Raw genomic sequence first — 18153 nt, 5'->3', positions numbered from 1 at the left:
ATTTATTAATTATCCTCGTTAAATTCCGATAACTCATCGAAGTTATTTCTCGAATATCAATTAATTATGAGTGATGGTTGACGGGAGTCAGTGCAAACGCAACAGTTTTGTAAAATAGCTGATTTTACAGGTCTGTTGCGTGTGCTTTTTTATTAAACGTAGAATGGTTGGGCGCACATGAACCCCTCTTTGTTAGAAAAATTACAGCGTAAGCTTGGATATACATTCAAGCAAAATGATTTATTAATTCAGGCATTAACTCACAGAAGTGCAAGTAGCAAACATAATGAAAGACTGGAATTTCTAGGTGATTCAATTCTCAGTTTTGTGATTGCTAATGACCTCTATCATCGTTTCCCAAAAGTGGACGAGGGTGATATGAGTCGCATGCGTGCAACGTTAGTGCGTGGAAATACACTGGCTGAAATAGCTCGTGAGTTTGAGCTCGGTGAATGTTTACGTTTAGGACCGGGTGAATTAAAAAGCGGTGGCTTCCGCCGTGAATCTATCTTAGCAGATACTGTTGAAGCCTTAATTGGCGGAATTTTTCTTGATAGTGATATCCAAACTATCGAAAAAATCATTCTCGCATGGTACAAAGCGAGATTGGATGAAATTAGTCCGGGTGATAAGCAAAAAGACCCGAAAACGCGGCTACAAGAATATTTGCAAGGGCGTCATCTTCCATTACCGAACTATTTAGTGGTGCTTGTGAAGGGAGAAGCTCATGATCAAGAATTTACGATCCACTGCCAAGTCAGTGGCATTGAAGAACCGATTCATGGCATCGGTTCAAGCCGTCGTAAAGCGGAGCAAGCCGCAGCAGAACAAGCATTGAAAATCTTGGAGATTGAATGAGTGAATTACAATCCCACTGTGGTTTTGTTGCCATAGTTGGACGACCAAATGTTGGGAAATCAACATTGTTAAACCAGTTGCTAGGGCAAAAAGTCTCGATTACCTCGAGAAAGCCACAGACAACTCGTCACCGTATTATGGGGATCCATACAGAAGATAATTATCAAATTATCTATGTTGATACCCCAGGTCTTCATATTGAAGAAAAAAGAGCGATTAACCGTTTGATGAACCGTGCAGCATCCAGCTCTATTGGTGATGTTGAATTGGTTATTTTCGTGGTTGAAGGTACCCACTGGACACCTGATGATGAAATGGTGCTCAATAAGTTATCAAGTTTGCGTTGTCCTGTTATCTTGGCAATCAATAAAATTGATAATGTAGTTGATAAGACCAGTTTATTACCGCATATCGGCATGATTAGCCAAAAAATGAATTTCTTGGACGTGGTGCCAATTAGTGCTGAAAAAGGCACTGGCGTTGATACTATCGCGAAGATTGTGAAACAGCATATTCCTGAAGCTATCCATCACTTCCCTGAAGACTATATTACAGATCGCTCTCAGCGCTTTATGGCGTCTGAAATTATTCGTGAAAAACTGATGCGTTTCTTAGGTGACGAATTGCCATACTCTGTGACTGTCGAAATTGAGCAGTTTAAAGTTATGGATAAAGGCGGCTACCATATCAACGGCTTAATTTTGGTTGAGCGCGAAGGTCAGAAAAAAATGGTTATCGGTAATAAAGGAAGCAAGCTGAAAACCATTGGAACAGAAGCTCGTATTGATATGGAGCGTCTGTTTGAAACCAAAGTGCATTTAGAGCTTTGGGTCAAAGTAAAATCCGGCTGGGCAGATGATGAAAGAGCACTGCGCAGTCTGGGCTATGTTGACGATTTAAAATAATCGGTGACACCGTGAGTGGTTGGCAGCGTGCGTTTGTACTCCATTCTCGTCCTTACAGTGAAACAAGTCTATTAATCGACTTTTTCACTGAAGGGGAAGGGAAAATACGTTTGCTAGCAAAGGGTGCGAGACGCAACCGCTCACCATTAAGAGGCTGCTTGCAGCCTTTTACACCTTTGTTGATCCGTTGGAGTGGCAAAGGTGAAATCAAAACCCTCATCAATGCTGATCCTGTCTCTCTTGCTCTCCCTCTTAGTGGTACTGTTTTATATAGCGGTTTATACCTTAATGAACTTACCGCTCGGGTTATTGAGTTTGGCACACCGTATTCATCTCTATTTTTTGATTACCTCAATTGCTTGCAAGTTTTAGCTGGGAGTGAACGCACTCCAGAGTCTGCTTTACGCCAATTTGAGCTCGCTTTATTATCTTATCTGGGCTACGGCGTTGATTTTTTACATTGTGCAGGTAGTGGTGAACCCGTTACTGATGCAATGACCTATCGTTACCGAGAAGAAAAAGGTTTCATTGGCAGCTTGGTGATTGACCAACTCACATTTACAGGCAAACAATTAAAAGCGTTAGCAGAACGTGAATTCCCTGATGCCGATACGTTAAAAGCGGCTAAACGTTTTACTCGTATAGCATTAAAACCCTATCTGGGGGGGAAGCCCCTTAAAAGTCGTGAACTCTTCCGTCAATTTATTATTCCTTCGGCAAATATAGCCAAACCTTAATTATTTTTTATTTGATAACGCTGTTTTCCTTTGTTGTATCCGTAACCTCACGAGTAATCCAATTCAATTTATAGCTATGTCCATTTTCTTCGAAGCGCTTCCCAAAAAGTGAATGTAATTGATGAAAATCAGGTATTAAATTGGAATCGGTGGTGAAGAACGAGAGATTTTTTCCCTCAACGCGATAAATTGCAGTAGGATATGGCTGATACGAAATAAGTGACTGTTTATTCATAGGGAGTTAAACATGGCTGAGCTGTTATTGGGCGTTAACATTGACCACATTGCAACAGTTAGAAATGCAAGAGGAACACAATACCCTGATCCTGTTCAAGCGGCGTTTGTTGCTGAGCAAGCTGGAGCTGATGGGATCACGATTCATTTACGTGAAGACCGTCGTCATATTACTGATAGAGATGTTGAACTGCTTAATAAGACCATTCAAACACGAATGAATCTCGAAATGGCTGTCACGGAAGAGATGATTGACATTGCTTGTCGTATTAAGCCGACTTATTGCTGCTTAGTTCCTGAAAAGCGTGAAGAGGTGACTACTGAAGGTGGACTTGATGTTGCAGGGCAAAAACAAAAAGTCGCATTCGCAGTAAAACGTCTAACCGATGCTGGCATTTTAGTCTCTTTATTTATTGATGCAGACCATAAGCAAATTGATGCTGCTCAAGAGTGTGGGGCACCATTTATTGAAATCCATACTGGGGCTTATGCAGACGCTAAAACTGAACAAGAGCAGGAACTTGAGTTCCGTCGTATTCGCGATGGCGTAAGCTATGCGGCGGGCAAAGGTATTAAAGTGAATGCAGGGCATGGGTTGACCTATCATAATGTTCAGCGAATTGCTGCACTTCCCGAAATTTATGAGTTAAATATTGGGCATGCAATTATTGGTCGTGCGCTATTTAGTGGATTATCCCAAGCGGTGTCGGATATGAAAAACTTATTGATAGAAGCGCGAAAATAATGGCTATTGTAGGTTTAGGAACAGATATTGTTGAAATTACACGTATTGAATCAGTTATTGAGCGCTCCGCGGATAGCTTAGCGAAACGAATTTTAACGGAATATGAATACACGCAGTATCAGCAACAAACTAAGCCTGCGCGTTTTCTCGCTAAACGATTTGCAGTGAAAGAAGCCGCGGCTAAGGCGTTAGGTACGGGGATCCGTAATGGTTTGGCTTTTAATCAGTTTGAAGTTACAAACGATGAGCTAGGCAAACCGTTACTTTCACTGAGCGGTGAAGCGTTAAAACTAGCCAATAACTTAAAAGCCACACATTTTCATGTTTCGATTACAGATGAACGGCACTATGCGGCTGCAACGGTGATTATTGAAAGTCTGTAGTCATTATTCATTGCCGACTTATTTTTGGTCGGCAATGAGTCAATGAAATAGTACTCAATGAAAGAATACTTCAATGGATGGGGTTTTTAGTAAAACAAAATTGAATAGCGCAGAGCTCAGCCACGTCGTTTTAACAAACTTATTTAGCGTATTTGTGAAATTAGATTTTATCGGCATGATGGATCATGACAAATTTATCCCAAAGCTGTTCTTGGGACTCAATATGTTCGGGATCAGTGATAATCGTATTAGTGATGGGACAAACTGACTGGCAAGTGGGTTTATCGTAGTGCCCAACGCATTCAGTACATAGGTTAGAATCTATTTCATAGATCTCCGCCCCCATGAAGATTGCATCATTTGGGCATTCGGGTTCACACATATCGCAGTTAATGCATTTTTTAGTAATTAATAGTGCCATTTCAATTAGTTATATCAGATTCAAACCAGTAGTATACGTTTTCGAACGCCATTTTACACTGAAGTAAATCAATTAGACACTGAATTGTGGTTAAGAAAATTGAACTTACGATAAAGAAATGCTCCCAAGAATAAGACGTAAAAAGGCAGCAGCAAGTTGTTCATCAAAAATAATTAAGATTAGAATTTTTTATATATAAATAAAATAAGGACTTTAAAAGCCCTTATTTGGGAGAACCAAAAATATTAAATTAATAAGTGATTAAGTTGTAAATAAACCAGTTTTTAGTTTTATCTGACTGAGTATAGAAATGCAGTACGCCATTAATGATAAAGAAGGTCGCTGACTTAATAGAGTCTTCGATAGAGAATTCTTCAGAATACATTAATTGTATACTTGCGTTATCTGCTATTTGATACACATCGATAACTTTTTCATCGAGGTTATAACCGTATAGATACTGTTTGTTTTGAGTTGAATCGTAGAAAGCTTGGATATTTTGTAGGTAAGTCTTTAATTTACCTTTTTGTACAACAACGGTAGGTTCGATTCTTCCCGCATCCGTCATGTTGTAAATCATGTAAGACTTATCTTTTGAATGCCCTAAAAAATAGTTTTTTTTGCCAGCACTGAATGCGAGTGTAGTTGGATAAAACTCTTCAAAGATATTTGTTTGCACGGTTCTTCTAATAAAAGCCATATTTTCCTCTTATTTAAATTATGAAAACTTAATTGCGTGTTAATCATATTTAACGAAAGAGCGGTTTAAAATAATGTTAATTATTAGTTTGTTTTATATATTCAAATGATTTAAAAATTAATAAAAGTAGAATATTCACAATAAATCCTAACTGTGATAGTAATAAGAAAAAATTATTAGGAAGTGGCTATGTTTGAGAATCTAGGGGTGTTGAACTTTTGGACCTATTTGGCGGGCTTGGTGTTGATCATTATAGTTCCGGGTCCAAATTCGTTGTATGTATTAAAATCAAGTACTTCGCACGGAACTAAAGCTGGCTATCGTGCTGCTATAGGGGTGTTTACTGGGGATGCGATTCTGATTTTTCTTTCATTCATTGGGGTAGCCTCGGTAATCAAAGCTTCTCCAACCTTATTCATGATCGTGCGGTATCTAGGGGCGGCTTATCTTTTATATTTGGGCTGTAAAATTTTGTACGCAACATTTTGGCAGAAGAAAGCGCTATCAGCTGATATGGAACACATTGAAATAAAAAAAGAAAATTACTTCACACGTGCCTTGGTGCTGAGTTTAACAAACCCTAAAGCCATTTTATTCTATATCTCTTTCTTTATTCAATTTATCGATTTTAATTATAGCCATGCTTGGATTCCGTATATGGTCTTGGCGGTTATCTTAGAAACAGTCAGTTTCTTGTATTTAAGCTTATTAATTTTTAGTGGTTATTTAATCGCCCGTTTTTTACGAGAAAAGCAAATTTTAGCAAAACTGGGGAACTGTACGGTAGGCGCATTTTTTATGGGATTTGCTGCAAAACTCGCCATTTTTAGCAATTAGCCATTGATTAATATTCGATTCAATTTGCAGTCACTTTAACATTTCGTAATAATCAACTGTCTGAGTTGAATGAGTGAGAGGTTAGAGTGACGCAGTCAGAAATCGATGAATATTGGATGCTTCAAGCCCTTGAGTTAGCAAAAAAAGCTCAAAATGCCGGGGAGATCCCTGTTGGTGCGTTACTCGTCAAAGATAACCAGTTAGTCGCAACGGGTTGGAATCACTCGATTGAAAACCATGATCCAACCGCTCACGCTGAAATTGTCACCTTGAAGCAAGCTGGCACTGCGCTGCAAAACTATCGCCTATTAGACACTACATTGTATGTGACGCTAGAGCCTTGCATTATGTGTGCTGGTGCAATGATACATAGTCGCATTGGGCGGGTCGTGTATGGTGCTAAAGACTTTAAAACCGGAGCATGTGGTTCATTTATCAATATTATGTCACAACCAGGTTTAAACCATTATGTTGAAGTCACAAGCGGTGTTCTTGAAGATGCTTGCTCATCTATGCTCAGCGAATTTTTTAAAATGCGTAGAGCACAGATTAAAGCACTGCGACAACAAGAAAAATTGATGCAGAATCCAGAAGATTAATCCCCTCCAGAAGGCTCGTTATATAGCGCCATTTCATTGTGAATTGCACTTGAACGAGTAGGCTTCGAGAGAATGTATTTTCCTAGGGAGTGGCTAGGTGAGTTTTTACTCTCTTTAGGACCAAATACACCTAAATTTGCAGAGGCTTGCGGTGTGATATCTAATTTTGCAGGCATCACGTACGATGAAAGCTGAGTTTTATCATTCGGAAGTACCACATAAACATGGGATTTCTTGGCAATCTCTAATGTTTTCTGTTTTTTCTCCTGACTCTGTAAATAACCCACTAAACTTTGATGATAACGACGAATGTTTTCTACATATCGGTAAGCTTCGTGCCCGCGTGCATAGCCGTAAGTCAGTTGAGAATAGTATTTGGGTTGTGTTAACAGGGGTAAATTAGCTTTAACATCCAGCCAACGATCAGGGTTACCACCCAGTTTTTGTGTGAGTTTTCGCACGTCCAGCATATGCCCATAGCCCATGTTATAGGCAGCAAGCGTAAACCAAATACGATCATCATCTGCAATCGAGTCCGGTAATCGATTCATAATATAGGCTAAGTACGCTGCACCGCCTTTGATGCTACCCTCAGGATCTAACCTATCTTCAATTCCCATTGTCGTGGCTGTAGGTTTGGTCAGCATCATTATTCCGCGAACACCGGTCGGGGAGGTTGCGAGAGGATCCCAATGAGATTCTTGCCAAGCGATAGCCGCAAGTAGCTTCCAATCGATGGTGTCGACCGTCTCCGCGTACTTTTCAAATAAATGCTGATAGTCAGGTAATTTATTATTAATGGCACTAATAAATGTAATAGTGTCAAAATAATCAAAGGATTCTACATGGCTAAAATGTTTTTCCGTTAAGCGAGCAAGTAGGTCATTTTGATTACTAATATTAAAAAAATCGAGCAGGGCTGCATCTAAGCTATCGTCATACTGACGGCTCATATACCATGTAATGGCATGCTCATCACGCAAGTCAAATGCGACAGCCACTTTGGGGTGAATACGTTGTTGCAAAGAGACCGCAATAGAATCTTCAAGGGTATAATCGATTTCACCTTCTGCAACCATTTCGAGTAATTGGCTTGGCGTATAGTCGGTGCTTTCTTCCCATTTTAGGTTAGGGTATTGCGCTGAAAGTGCTTTTAAAGTGCTGGCGTGAGTACTTCCGGCGATAACCACCAATTTACCTTTCAGGTCATTAAACGTTTTTGGGCGGTTTTTCCCTTTACGGTAAACCAATTGCTGAGTCACGCTTAAATAATTTGGACCTGTTTTCATGGTGTCTAAGCGATCTTTGTTATACAGAAGTCCTGCGACAGCGATATCAGCATCTCTATTGTCGAGGTCGTCAAAAATTTGCTCAATTGTGGGGCGGATAATGATTTTTAGTTTAACACCTAGGTATGTAGCAAAGCCTTGAGCAAGCTCGTAGTCGAAACCTCGGAGCTGACGTTGCTCATCAATATAGATAAGTGGTGAACTTACTGCACTAATACGTAATTCTCCCCGCGCAATAATTTTGTCGATTTGGGGTGTTGGCGTATTTGACCATCGGACATTAAAGCCAATGATCATGGTGGCAAGTAAGGTGATGACCACGATAATAAAATAGTTAACTTTTAGGTTATTCAAATAATTATTTCTCGTGTAAGCACGGGTGCTGTGTTCTATGTAGGGACTGTTTAATCATGGTTATAAATCCAGTGGTTTCGTATTTTGCTCTAACTATGACGATCGGTGCAACTAATATTATCGTATTTAGCACATATTAATATTTAACTAATCGCTCTATTTTTAATCACGCAAACGGTTTCGTATTGATGAACATTGCTCTATAATGGGCGCCGGTTTCCCTGCTTTCGTGATCAGGGCTGGCGTTTAAAAGAGAGAATTGAAGACTATGGAAATTTTGCGTGGCTCACCGGCACTATCAGCATTTCGTATTACCCGCCTTTTGGCGCTGTTTGCTGAAAAACAGCTCCCAGTAACGGATATCTATGCTGAATATATGCATTTTGCTGAGCTATCAGCCCCATTAAGTGGCAGTGAGCAAGGTAAGCTGAGTAGTTTATTAAAATATGGTCCTTCTCTAGCTGAGCATGAGCCATTTGGAAAATTAATTTTAGTCACTCCACGCCCAGGAACTATCTCTCCTTGGTCTTCTAAAGCCACAGACATTGCCCATAACTGTGGTTTAACACAAGTTAAACGTATTGAACGCGGCGTTGCTTACTATATTCAAGCCGATTCACTGACTCATGAGCAGTGGGATCTCGTCATCAGCCTATTGCATGACCGCATGATGGAAACGGTTTTTGCCTCCTTTGAACAGGCTGAAACGTTATTTGTGCAACATCAGCCTGCGCCGATGAAAGTGATTGATATCATCGAAGGCGGTCGTTTAGCGTTAGACACCGCAAACAAAGAAATGGGCTTAGCATTAGCTGACGATGAAATCGATTATTTATTAGAGGCATTCACAGGATTAAAACGCAATCCTACGGATGTTGAGTTGTATATGTTTGCGCAAGCAAATTCCGAACACTGCCGCCATAAAATTTTCAACGCAGATTGGATCATTGATGGGGAAACACAACCGAAATCCCTGTTTAAAATGATTAAAAATACCTTCGAAAAAACCCCTGACCATGTCTTATCCGCATATAAAGATAATGCGGCGGTGATGGAAGGTTCTTCAGTAGGACGCTTCTTCCCAGAGCCTGATGGGCGCACTTATCGCTACCATCAGGAAGATGCACACATTCTGATGAAAGTCGAAACCCATAACCACCCAACAGCCATTTCTCCTTGGCCCGGTGCGGCAACAGGCTCTGGTGGTGAAATTCGTGATGAAGGTGCAACAGGGCGCGGTGCAAAACCTAAAGCAGGCTTAGTCGGCTTCTCAGTTTCAAATTTACGTATTCCTGGCTTTGAACAACCGTGGGAAGAAGATTTTGGTAAGCCAGAGCGTATCGTTACAGCGCTAGATATTATGACTGAAGGTCCTTTAGGCGGCGCGGCATTTAACAACGAATTTGGGCGTCCCGCTTTATTAGGTTATTTCCGTACCTATGAAGAGAAAGTCAATAGCCATAATGGTGAAGAATTACGCGGTTACCATAAGCCAATTATGTTAGCAGGCGGTATTGGTAACATCCGTGCAGATCACGTTCAAAAAGGCGAAATTACTGTTGGCGCTAAACTGATTGTTCTGGGTGGTCCATCCATGAATATCGGCTTAGGTGGGGGAGCTGCGTCATCCATGACCTCGGGTCAATCTGCCGCGGATCTTGATTTTGCTTCCGTTCAACGTGATAACGCAGAAATGGAGCGTCGCTGCCAAGAAGTTATCGATAAATGCTGGCAGTTAGGTGATAAAAACCCAATTCTGTTTATCCATGACGTCGGCGCGGGCGGTTTATCGAACGCAATGCCCGAGTTGGTGAGCGATGGTGGCCGTGGTGGTCGCTTTGAACTGCGCAAAATTCTGAATGATGAGCCGGGTATGAGCCCACTAGAAGTATGGTGTAATGAATCTCAAGAGCGTTATGTGATGGCTGTTGCGCCAGAGCAACTCTCTTTATTCACTGAGATTTGTGAGCGCGAACGTGCGTCGTTTGCTGTGATTGGTGAAGCCACTGAAGAGCGCCATTTAACCCTAAACGATGCGCATTTCGATAATCAACCTATTGATATGCCGCTTGATGTGTTATTGGGTAAAACACCGAAAATGCTGCGTGATGTTAAATCACAGAAAGCTGAGCCTGAGTCATTAGATAGAACGTCAATCGACTTAACTGAAGCGGTAAAACGTGTTCTGCATTTACCTGCTGTTGCAGAGAAAACCTTCTTAATTACGATCGGTGACCGCACGGTAACAGGTATGGTTGCTCGTGATCAAATGGTCGGTCCATGGCAGATTCCAGTAGCTGATTGCGCGGTGACAACAGCAAGCTTAGATAGCTACTATGGTGAATCCATGTCCATTGGTGAAAGAACACCTGTGGCATTGTTAGATTTTGCCGCTTCCGCACGCATGGCGGTGGGGGAAGCGTTGACCAACTTAGCCTGTTCTTATGTACAGGATCTCAAACGCGTGAAGTTGTCTGCTAACTGGATGTCTGCTGCGGGACATCCTGGTGAAGATGCGGGACTGTATGAAGCTGTTAAAGCGGTCGGTGAAGAATTATGCCCAGCGTTAGGTTTGACTATCCCAGTAGGTAAAGACTCAATGTCGATGAAGACGCGCTGGCAGCAAAATGGTGAAGAGCGAGAAATGACGTCACCATTATCGTTGATTATCAGTGCCTTTGGTCGTGTTGAAGACGTGCGTCTGACCGTCACTCCTGAGCTGAAAACGACAGCGGATAACGGCTTGCTATTGATCGATCTTGGTCAAGGTCACAATGCGCTTGGTGGTTCTGCGCTCGCACAAGTTTATCGTCAACTAGGTAATAAAGCGCCAGATGTTCGCGACCCAGCGCTGTTATTAGGCTTCTTTAATACAATCCAAACATTGTTATCCGAGCAAAAATTACTGGCATACCATGACCGTTCAGATGGCGGGCTGTTTGTCACGTTAGTTGAAATGGCATTTGCAGGTCACTGCGGAATTAATGTTGATATCAGTTCGTTTGATGAAGATACACTAGCCGCGTTATTCAATGAAGAGTTGGGCGCGGTGATTCAAATTCAAGGTACCGACCGCCATTATGTAGAGCAGTGTTTTGCAGATGCAGGCTTAGCGAGCTGTGTTCACTACTTAGGTTCTGCAACCCAAGATGATGCGGTGATTATCAATAGCCGTGATACGGTTGTTTATAATGGTTCTCGTAGCGCATTACGTGAGTGCTGGGCAGAGACCACATGGCAAATGCAGCGTTTACGTGATAACGAAGAGTGCGCAGACCAAGAGCATCAAGCAAAGAAAGATAATCAAGATCCAGGTTTGAACGTCAAACTGACTTACGATATTGCTGATGATATTGCTGCGCCGTATATCGCTTCCGGTATTCGTCCAAAAGTGGCCGTTCTACGTGAGCAAGGGGTTAACTCACATGTGGAGATGGCAGCTGCATGGGATCGCGCTGGTTTTGATGCTATCGATGTGCACATGAGTGATTTATTATCGGGCAACTTATCCCTTGAACAATTCCAAGCGTTAGTTGCGTGCGGTGGCTTCTCTTACGGTGACGTGCTCGGTGCAGGTGAGGGATGGGCGAAGTCCATTCTGTTTAACAACCGCGTTCGTGATGAATTTGCAGCCTTCTTCAATCGCCCAGATACTTTATCTTTAGGGGTTTGTAATGGTTGCCAGATGATGTCTAACTTGCATGAGCTGATCCCAGGGGCTGACTATTGGCCGCGTTTTGTCCGTAACCGTTCAGAACGTTTTGAAGCCCGCTTTAGCTTAGTGGAAATTGCGAATAGCCCATCATTGTTACTGCAAAATATGGCTGGCTCACGTATGCCGATTGCGGTATCTCACGGTGAAGGTCAGGTAGAAGCCCGTGCAGCGACGCATTTAACCCAGTTAGAAAATAGCTCGCTGGTGGCAATGCGCTTCGTGAACAACTATGGTCAAGTGACTGAGCAATATCCAGCTAACCCGAATGGATCGGTTAATGGGATTACTGCGGTAACATCCACGGATGGACGTGCAACTATCATGATGCCGCATCCAGAGCGTGTGTTCCGTACGGTCAGCAACTCTTGGCACCCAGAAAACTGGGGAGAAGATAGCCCATGGATGCGTATTTTCCGTAATGCACGTAAACAATTAGGGTAAGATTAAAACGGCTATTTGAACAATGAGCTGAATATAAATCCCCCGATAAACAGGTGAATTCGCCTAATATATCGGGGGATTTTTTTATTCATGTAGCAAAATAAAAAACCGCCCCGAAAGGCGGTTTAGCTAAGAAAATGTCAAATAAGCATGACTTATTCTAAGATAAATATCCCGTATGGATGGATCTGTAAATACAGCTCTTCACCAACAGACGGCTGCAATTGCGTCGCGTTAATCTGTAACAACATCGATTGACCATGCCAATCTACCGTCACTTCGTATTGAGGTCCCATGTAAGCAACATGGGTGATAGTACAACGTTGGCTATCTTCACCTTGTTTACTTAAGGTAATGGCTTCAGGACGAACGCCGACGGTCACTTGTGTTTTATTTGTCATGAACTGCGCTGGGCGCGGTAAACGATAATCAAAAATATCCACGGTATCATTGCTGAGTGTTGCAGGGAAAATGTTTGCATCGCCCATAAAGCTCGCCATAAATTTAGAGGCTGGCTGGCGGTAAAGCTCCTGTGGAGAGCCTAACTGCATAATTTTACCTTTGTTCATCACCAAGACCATATCCGAGACGGCAAAGGCTTCACTTTGATCGTGAGTAACATACAAAGAAGTAATATTAAACTGTTGTTGTAGCTCACGAATCTTTTCACGCATGCTGCGACGTAAGTTGGCATCTAAGTTACTGAGTGGTTCATCAAATAACAGTACTTTAGGCTTCAAAATCAGGGCGCGTGCCAGTGCTACACGTTGCTGTTGTCCACCTGAAATTTGGTCAACGAAACGGTCTGCAAAGCCTGCTAAGTCCACTAATTCTAATGCTTCTTGTACGCGTTGTTTGATTTCGGCTTTTGGTAAACCGAGCATTTTCAATCCGTAACCGACGTTATCCCCTAAAGACATGTGTGGGAATAGGGCATAGGATTGGAAAACCATACAAATATCACGTTGTTGAATCGAACGGTCAGTCACATCTTCGCCATCGATAAACATGCGCCCTTCAGTGGGTTTTTCTAATCCTGCCACTAAGCGCAGCACGGTTGTCTTACCGCAGCCCGATGGACCCAACAGGGTTACCATACTCCCCTGCGGAATGGAAAGACTTAAATCGTCGATGACCGTATTGTCGCCAAAGCGTTTAGTTATATTTTTTAATTCAACGAAACTTTTCTGTGTCATGTCAGTGACTCCATGATTACTGTGCATTTTTGGCTTTGGAACGTGAAACACGGGCTTCGCCAATTAAATAGTCAAATAAGAAGATAATCGCGAGCATGACCACGATCAGAATAGAACCATAGGCAATGGCGACACCATATTCACCATCTTCAACACGGTTCAAGATATAGGCGGTTGCCACACGCGTATCTGGCGTCACTAAGAATACGATGGCGCTAACGGTGGTGATGGCGCGTACGAAGCTGTAGATCAACGCAGATAAAATAGCAGGGCGTAATAATGGCAACAGAATGTGGAAAATTGTGCGCATTGAACCTGCTCGTAAGCTGAGGGAGGCTTCATCTAATGATTTGTCAATTTGCCCTAATCCTGCGATACCTGCACGGATTCCTACAGGCACGTTACGCATAGTCATGGAGATAATCACGATTGCCGCAGTCCCCGTTAAATAGAACGGTGTGTCGTTAAAGGCGAGGATATAAGACACCCCAGCCACAGTCCCCGGAACGGCAAAGCACAGCATGGTAGTAAATTCGATGGTTTTCTTACCACGGAAATCTTGGCGAACCACAATATAGGCAATGAGTAATCCTAAGATTGCCGTGATAGGGGCTGCGATACCTGCATATAACAACGTATCCAGCAATGAAGGCCATGCACCATCATCAAAACCTTGACCAAACAACTTGATAAAGTTATCCAGTGTTAAGGTGTAGTCCACGCCCCAGTTTACGGTGAAACTACCGTAGAAAATGCTACCGTATAATAAGACGTTAAAAGCGACCCAAATACCAAGAATTGTTGTCACTGTTGCGACAAGAGAAACGGGCAGTGGTTGCACATCGCCACGGTAAGATTTACCGGAAACGGTGACGTAAGAACGTTTACCAATCCACATGTATTGCACGCAGAAAACCAGCAATGAGAAGACTAATAAGGATGCGCCTAAGGTACTGGCGGCTTGGTAATCGAGCTGAGAACCGGTGATATAGAAGTAAATTTGCGTCGCCAGAACATCAAAGTTACCCCCTAACACTAATGGGTTACTGAAGTCAGCAAGGGATTGCACAATGACAATTAAGAATGCGTTAGCTAGCGCGGGTTTCAACAGCGGCATAAACACGTTGAAAAATGTTTGGTAGCGGTTAGCTCTTAAGGTGTATGACGCTTCTTCCAGTGAAGGGTGAATAGTTTTAATCGCACCATCGAGGATCATAAATGACATCGGCGTAAATGCCAGAACTTGCGCTAACCAAATTCCCGTAAAGCCATATAACCAGTTAGTATTTTCTAACCCCATATAGGTTGCTAAGAATTCGGTGATATAACCGGAACGACCCATCATCAAGGTCACCCCTAAACCAACCACAAATGGCGGGGTAACAATCGGTAGAATTGAGAATACGCGACCAATAATCGCGGAACGCTTAGCAATTCTTGTAGTGTAAATTGCCAGGATTAAACCAAAGAAGGTACATCCAACACCGACGGCTAATGAAAGGAAAATAGAGTTAATAATGACCTGAACAATGTGCGACTGCGTTAAAATAGCCACAAATGCAAATGGTGCAAAATCTCCGTTCCCATCAGTAAACATCGGAATAAAAATTGCCACACTGGGAAATACGATAAACAGCGCAATCAGTGCGACAACGGTGATCAGGGAGCCAATCACAAATTGGTCGCCACCCAGCCACTCTAAGCGAGTGAGAGCATGGGTCATTATCATACCCAATGCAATAAACAGCGTAATGGCGGAGTAGCCTAATCCTGTGCCTACCAAATAGGCACTAATAATGACGACAACGGCGGTAATTGCAGCCACGGCAATGTCGATATAGTGACGCGTTTTTTGGTTGCGATCAGCGGCAGTGATGGGTCTTAACAGTAAAATAGAAGGCAATAGATACCATAGCCAACTGATATTGACACTGCTCCAGCCGTACGCAGCGAAAATCTCTTCTTGGGTTGAGTCGAATAAGCCGTAGTCGAGGCTCCATGAGGGTAACAGAGCGAAGCCCAGCCAAGCTATCAGAATCCAAAGGAAGATACTGTCCTTTTTCTTCGAGGCTGTTAGGGTTAAGGTCTGAGGCATTGTTTTTCCCCTAAGTTCATTATTATTGAGTTAATAATTCATTAATTTAATATCATGATTTATAACGAAAATAATTTTGAACTTAATTAATATTATCGTTCTAATGAGTGAGCCAGCCTTGAGCCGTCTGCGGATAGCAGACACTCTCTTATTGGGCATCATTTTTATAGTAAGTAGTTAGTACATCAAATCGTTAAGCAAGCGAATAACGCTGAGTGAAATACTCAGTGCGGCGACAAGCGCCGCACTGGGCGTATTACTTACTCATTTTGACTTCAGTCACCCACTTGTTGATCAGATTTTTACGGACTTCAGCATCGCCGTATTTATCCATATCGTAGTTGATTAAGTTTAAGTCTTTAAGTTTCAGAGACAGAGGTGAGGATTCTGCCGTGGTGTTGGTCAGGATTTGGTAAGATTGACCTTGTTTCCAGCTCAGCTCTTGGGCTTCTTTGGAGAGAACAAAATCCACGAACAGTTTGGCATTGTCCATATTACGCGCGTTTTTCAGAATACTGATCCCGCCAATTTCGTAACCTGTACCTTCACATGGTGCGATTAGTTCTAATGGTGCGCCATTTTCCACTTCTAAAGAATAGTCATGAAGGAAACCGATACCAATTGCGGATTCGCCGCGCGCTGCGTTACGCGCAGGGGCAATACCTGATTTCGTGTATTGAGAGATGTTAGCGTTTAATTTTTTCAGGTAATCGAATGCTTGCTCGTTGCCCCACAGTTGGTCAAAGGTTGCCAATGCGGTGTAGGCAGTACCTGAACTTTGTGGATCGGCGATTTGAATTTCACCTTTATATTCAGGCTTAGTCAGATCTTTCCAGCAAGTTGGGATTGGTAATCCTTTCTCTTTTAAACGATCTTTATTCACACCAAAACCTAAAATTCCGATATAAACCGCAGAGGAGTAGTTGCCTTTGCGTTTTGCTGGATCTTGGAATTGCGGCATGATTTGAGACAGGTTAGGGGATTTATAAGGTTCTAACAGATCCATTTCACCAGCTTGTGAATGTGGGTCGAGAGTTCCACCATACCAAACGTCTGCTTGTGGGTTGCGTTTTTCAGCTTCGATTTTTGCCAAAGTACTGCCCGAACCATTACGAACGAAGGTGGTTTTAACGTCGTATTTTTTAGCAAATGCTTGCGTTTCCGCTTCGCACATTGCATTGGTCGCACTACAGTAAACCACTAAGCGACCCGCAGCGTTTGCTGCTGTCGTCATAGCGGCAAGGGATAAGCCTGCTGCAACAAGTGTAGAAAGAGTCTTAAGTTTCATTGTCAGTCCTTTATTCACGTTTTCGGATTAACTATTATTATTTGCTGGTGAAACTGCACCAGCTAAATGCTCCCTTTTGCTGACATTAGCAATCAAAAGAGGCATCAGTAGTAGCCCCATCAGAGCGGCTGCACTGGCAAGTAGGGTAAACATGCCCGACCAACCATAATTAGCAATCACTTGAGAGAGCGGCCATCCTGCAATTGCTGCCCCTAAATAAGCGTACAATCCAAGATAACCCGTTACCGTTCCAGCTGCCTTTTTATGACAATATTCTGTAGCAGCTAGACCGACTAACATCTGTGGTCCAAAGACAAAAAAACCGTTGGCTAAGAAGCATGCCGCCAATAGCCCATAGTGATGAATGGGTATTAACCATAAGGCATTCACCGACACGAATAAGCCTAAGGAAAATAACAAAATCATCGGCGCACGTTGTCCTCTAAAGAGAAGGTCAGAACCCCAACCTGCGCAAAGTGCCCCCAGCAAGCCACCCAATTCAAATAGGGCGAGTGTGGCATTGGCACTTAATAAATTACTTCCGTGTGTTTCGGTTAGCCATAAATTACCCCAATCGTTTATCCCAATACGGATGAGATAAACCAATATGTAGGTGAAACCAAGCAGCCAAATCATCGGGTTAAACACAATGGTTTGTTTTAAGATCACCCACATTGATTGGGGTGGAGAAAGCTGCTCTTGGCGTAACTCTAATGCATCATGTCGCCATTGCCCGACTGTGGGTAAATGTTCTTCTTTTGGCGTTCCTCTAAGCTGGCGACATAGCCATAAACCTAAAATCACACCAATAATGCCCGGAACGATTAACGCCATTTGCCAGCTATAATGGGTTGCGAGTAACGCGGTTAACAGTGGCAGTGCCATTCCACCAAGGTTGATAGAGATATTCCACAGTCCCCACCAAAAACCGCGTTCATTGCGCGAATACCAATGGGTTAGAATGCGCGCACAAGGTGGCCAACCCCAGCCTTGGAAAAACCCGTTTAGTGTCCAAACAACCAGCAATGCAGGAAACGATAAACAGTAGGCAAAAATGATATTGAGGATCCCCGTCATGACTAAACCTACCCCCATAAACCAACGGTAGCCTGTAATGTCGTGGAAAATACCGGATATAAACTTGGATAAACCATAAGCAAGGTAAAATGCGGAGGCGATCCAACCAATATCACTTTTGTCTAAAAACAGCTCAACTTGCATGACCGGCATAACAAAATTAAAGCTTTTACGAGTTAGGTAAAAAGCGGCATAACCGATGATCATAGAAAACATCAAGCGGCGACGCCAAAAACGGTAATTGCTGTCTAAACCCAGTTTGCTTTTACCTGTCATGAT

15 protein-coding genes are annotated in these 18153 nt (G+C 42.7%); 8 read left to right on the top strand and 7 right to left on the bottom strand.

Annotated features, from left to right (window positions below):
- The first annotated feature begins 177 nt into the window (after positions 1 to 177).
- The 5 genes from rnc to acpS all read left to right on the top strand — a co-directional run bounded on the left by rnc (position 178) and on the right by acpS (position 3862).
- Positions 178 to 858, top strand: coding sequence for a ribonuclease III (rnc, locus tag PROVALCAL_RS07965; RefSeq protein ID WP_006658674.1), 681 nt, complete (start codon positions 178 to 180; stop codon positions 856 to 858).
- Entirely contained in the window at positions 855 to 1763 is a 909-nt protein-coding gene (gene era, locus PROVALCAL_RS07960) for a GTPase Era (RefSeq protein ID WP_006658673.1), read from the top strand. Before rnc ends, era begins: the two co-directional genes overlap by 4 nt.
- Before the next feature lie 11 nt (positions 1764 to 1774).
- Positions 1775 to 2500 carry a DNA repair protein RecO gene (recO, locus tag PROVALCAL_RS07955; protein ID WP_006658672.1) on the top strand — a complete coding sequence of 242 codons (726 nt, stop codon included), beginning with the start codon at positions 1775 to 1777 and terminating at the stop codon, positions 2498 to 2500.
- Between the two features lie 247 nt (positions 2501 to 2747).
- Complete coding sequence (gene pdxJ / locus PROVALCAL_RS07950; RefSeq protein WP_006658670.1) at positions 2748 to 3479, top strand: pyridoxine 5'-phosphate synthase; 732 nt, start codon at positions 2748 to 2750, stop codon at positions 3477 to 3479.
- Entirely contained in the window at positions 3479 to 3862 is a 384-nt protein-coding gene (acpS, locus tag PROVALCAL_RS07945; protein WP_006658669.1) for a holo-ACP synthase, read from the top strand. The genes pdxJ and acpS overlap by 1 nt, the downstream gene beginning before the upstream one ends.
- A 160-nt stretch (positions 3863 to 4022) precedes the next feature.
- On the opposite strand, the gene PROVALCAL_RS19260 is transcribed toward acpS, so the two are convergent.
- On the bottom strand, positions 4023 to 4283 hold the full coding sequence (locus PROVALCAL_RS19260; RefSeq protein WP_006661288.1) for a YfhL family 4Fe-4S dicluster ferredoxin: 261 nt from the start codon (positions 4281 to 4283) through the stop codon (positions 4023 to 4025).
- A gap of 250 nt (positions 4284 to 4533) precedes the next feature.
- Positions 4534 to 4962 carry an XRE family transcriptional regulator gene (locus PROVALCAL_RS07935; protein WP_224050430.1) on the bottom strand — a complete coding sequence of 143 codons (429 nt, stop codon included), beginning with the start codon at positions 4960 to 4962 and terminating at the stop codon, positions 4534 to 4536.
- Between the two features lie 210 nt (positions 4963 to 5172).
- Between PROVALCAL_RS07935 and leuE the strand changes: the two genes are divergently transcribed.
- Both leuE and tadA read left to right on the top strand, forming a co-directional pair.
- A complete protein-coding gene (leuE, locus tag PROVALCAL_RS07930; protein ID WP_006658666.1) occupies positions 5173 to 5820 on the top strand; it encodes a leucine efflux protein LeuE in 648 nt (215 codons plus the stop codon).
- Positions 5821 to 5906: 86 nt separating this feature from the next.
- A complete protein-coding gene (tadA, locus tag PROVALCAL_RS07925; RefSeq protein WP_006658665.1) occupies positions 5907 to 6419 on the top strand; it encodes a tRNA adenosine(34) deaminase TadA in 513 nt (170 codons plus the stop codon).
- Here the strand turns inward: tadA and mltF are convergent.
- Positions 6416 to 8062 carry a membrane-bound lytic murein transglycosylase MltF gene (gene mltF, locus PROVALCAL_RS07920; protein WP_039861780.1) on the bottom strand — a complete coding sequence of 549 codons (1647 nt, stop codon included), beginning with the start codon at positions 8060 to 8062 and terminating at the stop codon, positions 6416 to 6418. The genes tadA and mltF overlap by 4 nt on opposite strands.
- Positions 8063 to 8330: 268 nt before the next feature.
- Here mltF and purL point away from each other — a divergent pair, with 268 nt between their 5' ends.
- A complete protein-coding gene (gene purL, locus PROVALCAL_RS07915) occupies positions 8331 to 12218 on the top strand; it encodes a phosphoribosylformylglycinamidine synthase (protein WP_006658663.1) in 3888 nt (1295 codons plus the stop codon).
- A gap of 155 nt (positions 12219 to 12373) precedes the next feature.
- Here purL and fbpC read toward each other — a convergent pair whose 3' ends face one another.
- The 4 genes from fbpC to uhpC form a co-directional block, all read right to left on the bottom strand.
- Positions 12374 to 13414: a ferric ABC transporter ATP-binding protein gene (gene fbpC, locus PROVALCAL_RS07910; RefSeq protein ID WP_039861778.1), complete on the bottom strand. Its 1041-nt coding sequence runs from the start codon at positions 13412 to 13414 to the stop codon at positions 12374 to 12376.
- A 16-nt stretch (positions 13415 to 13430) separates the two neighbouring features.
- On the bottom strand, positions 13431 to 15509 hold the full coding sequence (locus PROVALCAL_RS07905) for an ABC transporter permease (protein ID WP_006658661.1): 2079 nt from the start codon (positions 15507 to 15509) through the stop codon (positions 13431 to 13433).
- Between the two features lie 256 nt (positions 15510 to 15765).
- Positions 15766 to 16797: an ABC transporter substrate-binding protein gene (locus PROVALCAL_RS07900; protein WP_006658660.1), complete on the bottom strand. Its 1032-nt coding sequence runs from the start codon at positions 16795 to 16797 to the stop codon at positions 15766 to 15768.
- 27 nt (positions 16798 to 16824) lie between these two features.
- Complete coding sequence (gene uhpC, locus PROVALCAL_RS07895; RefSeq protein WP_006661294.1) at positions 16825 to 18150, bottom strand: MFS transporter family glucose-6-phosphate receptor UhpC; 1326 nt, start codon at positions 18148 to 18150, stop codon at positions 16825 to 16827.
- Positions 18151 to 18153: the final 3 nt, after the last annotated feature.

The organism is Providencia alcalifaciens DSM 30120 (genome assembly GCF_000173415.1).
GTDB lineage: Bacteria > Pseudomonadota > Gammaproteobacteria > Enterobacterales > Enterobacteriaceae > Providencia > Providencia alcalifaciens.
Note: the sequence above shows the minus strand (reverse complement) of the source record. Positions and strands in the feature narration are given on the sequence as shown.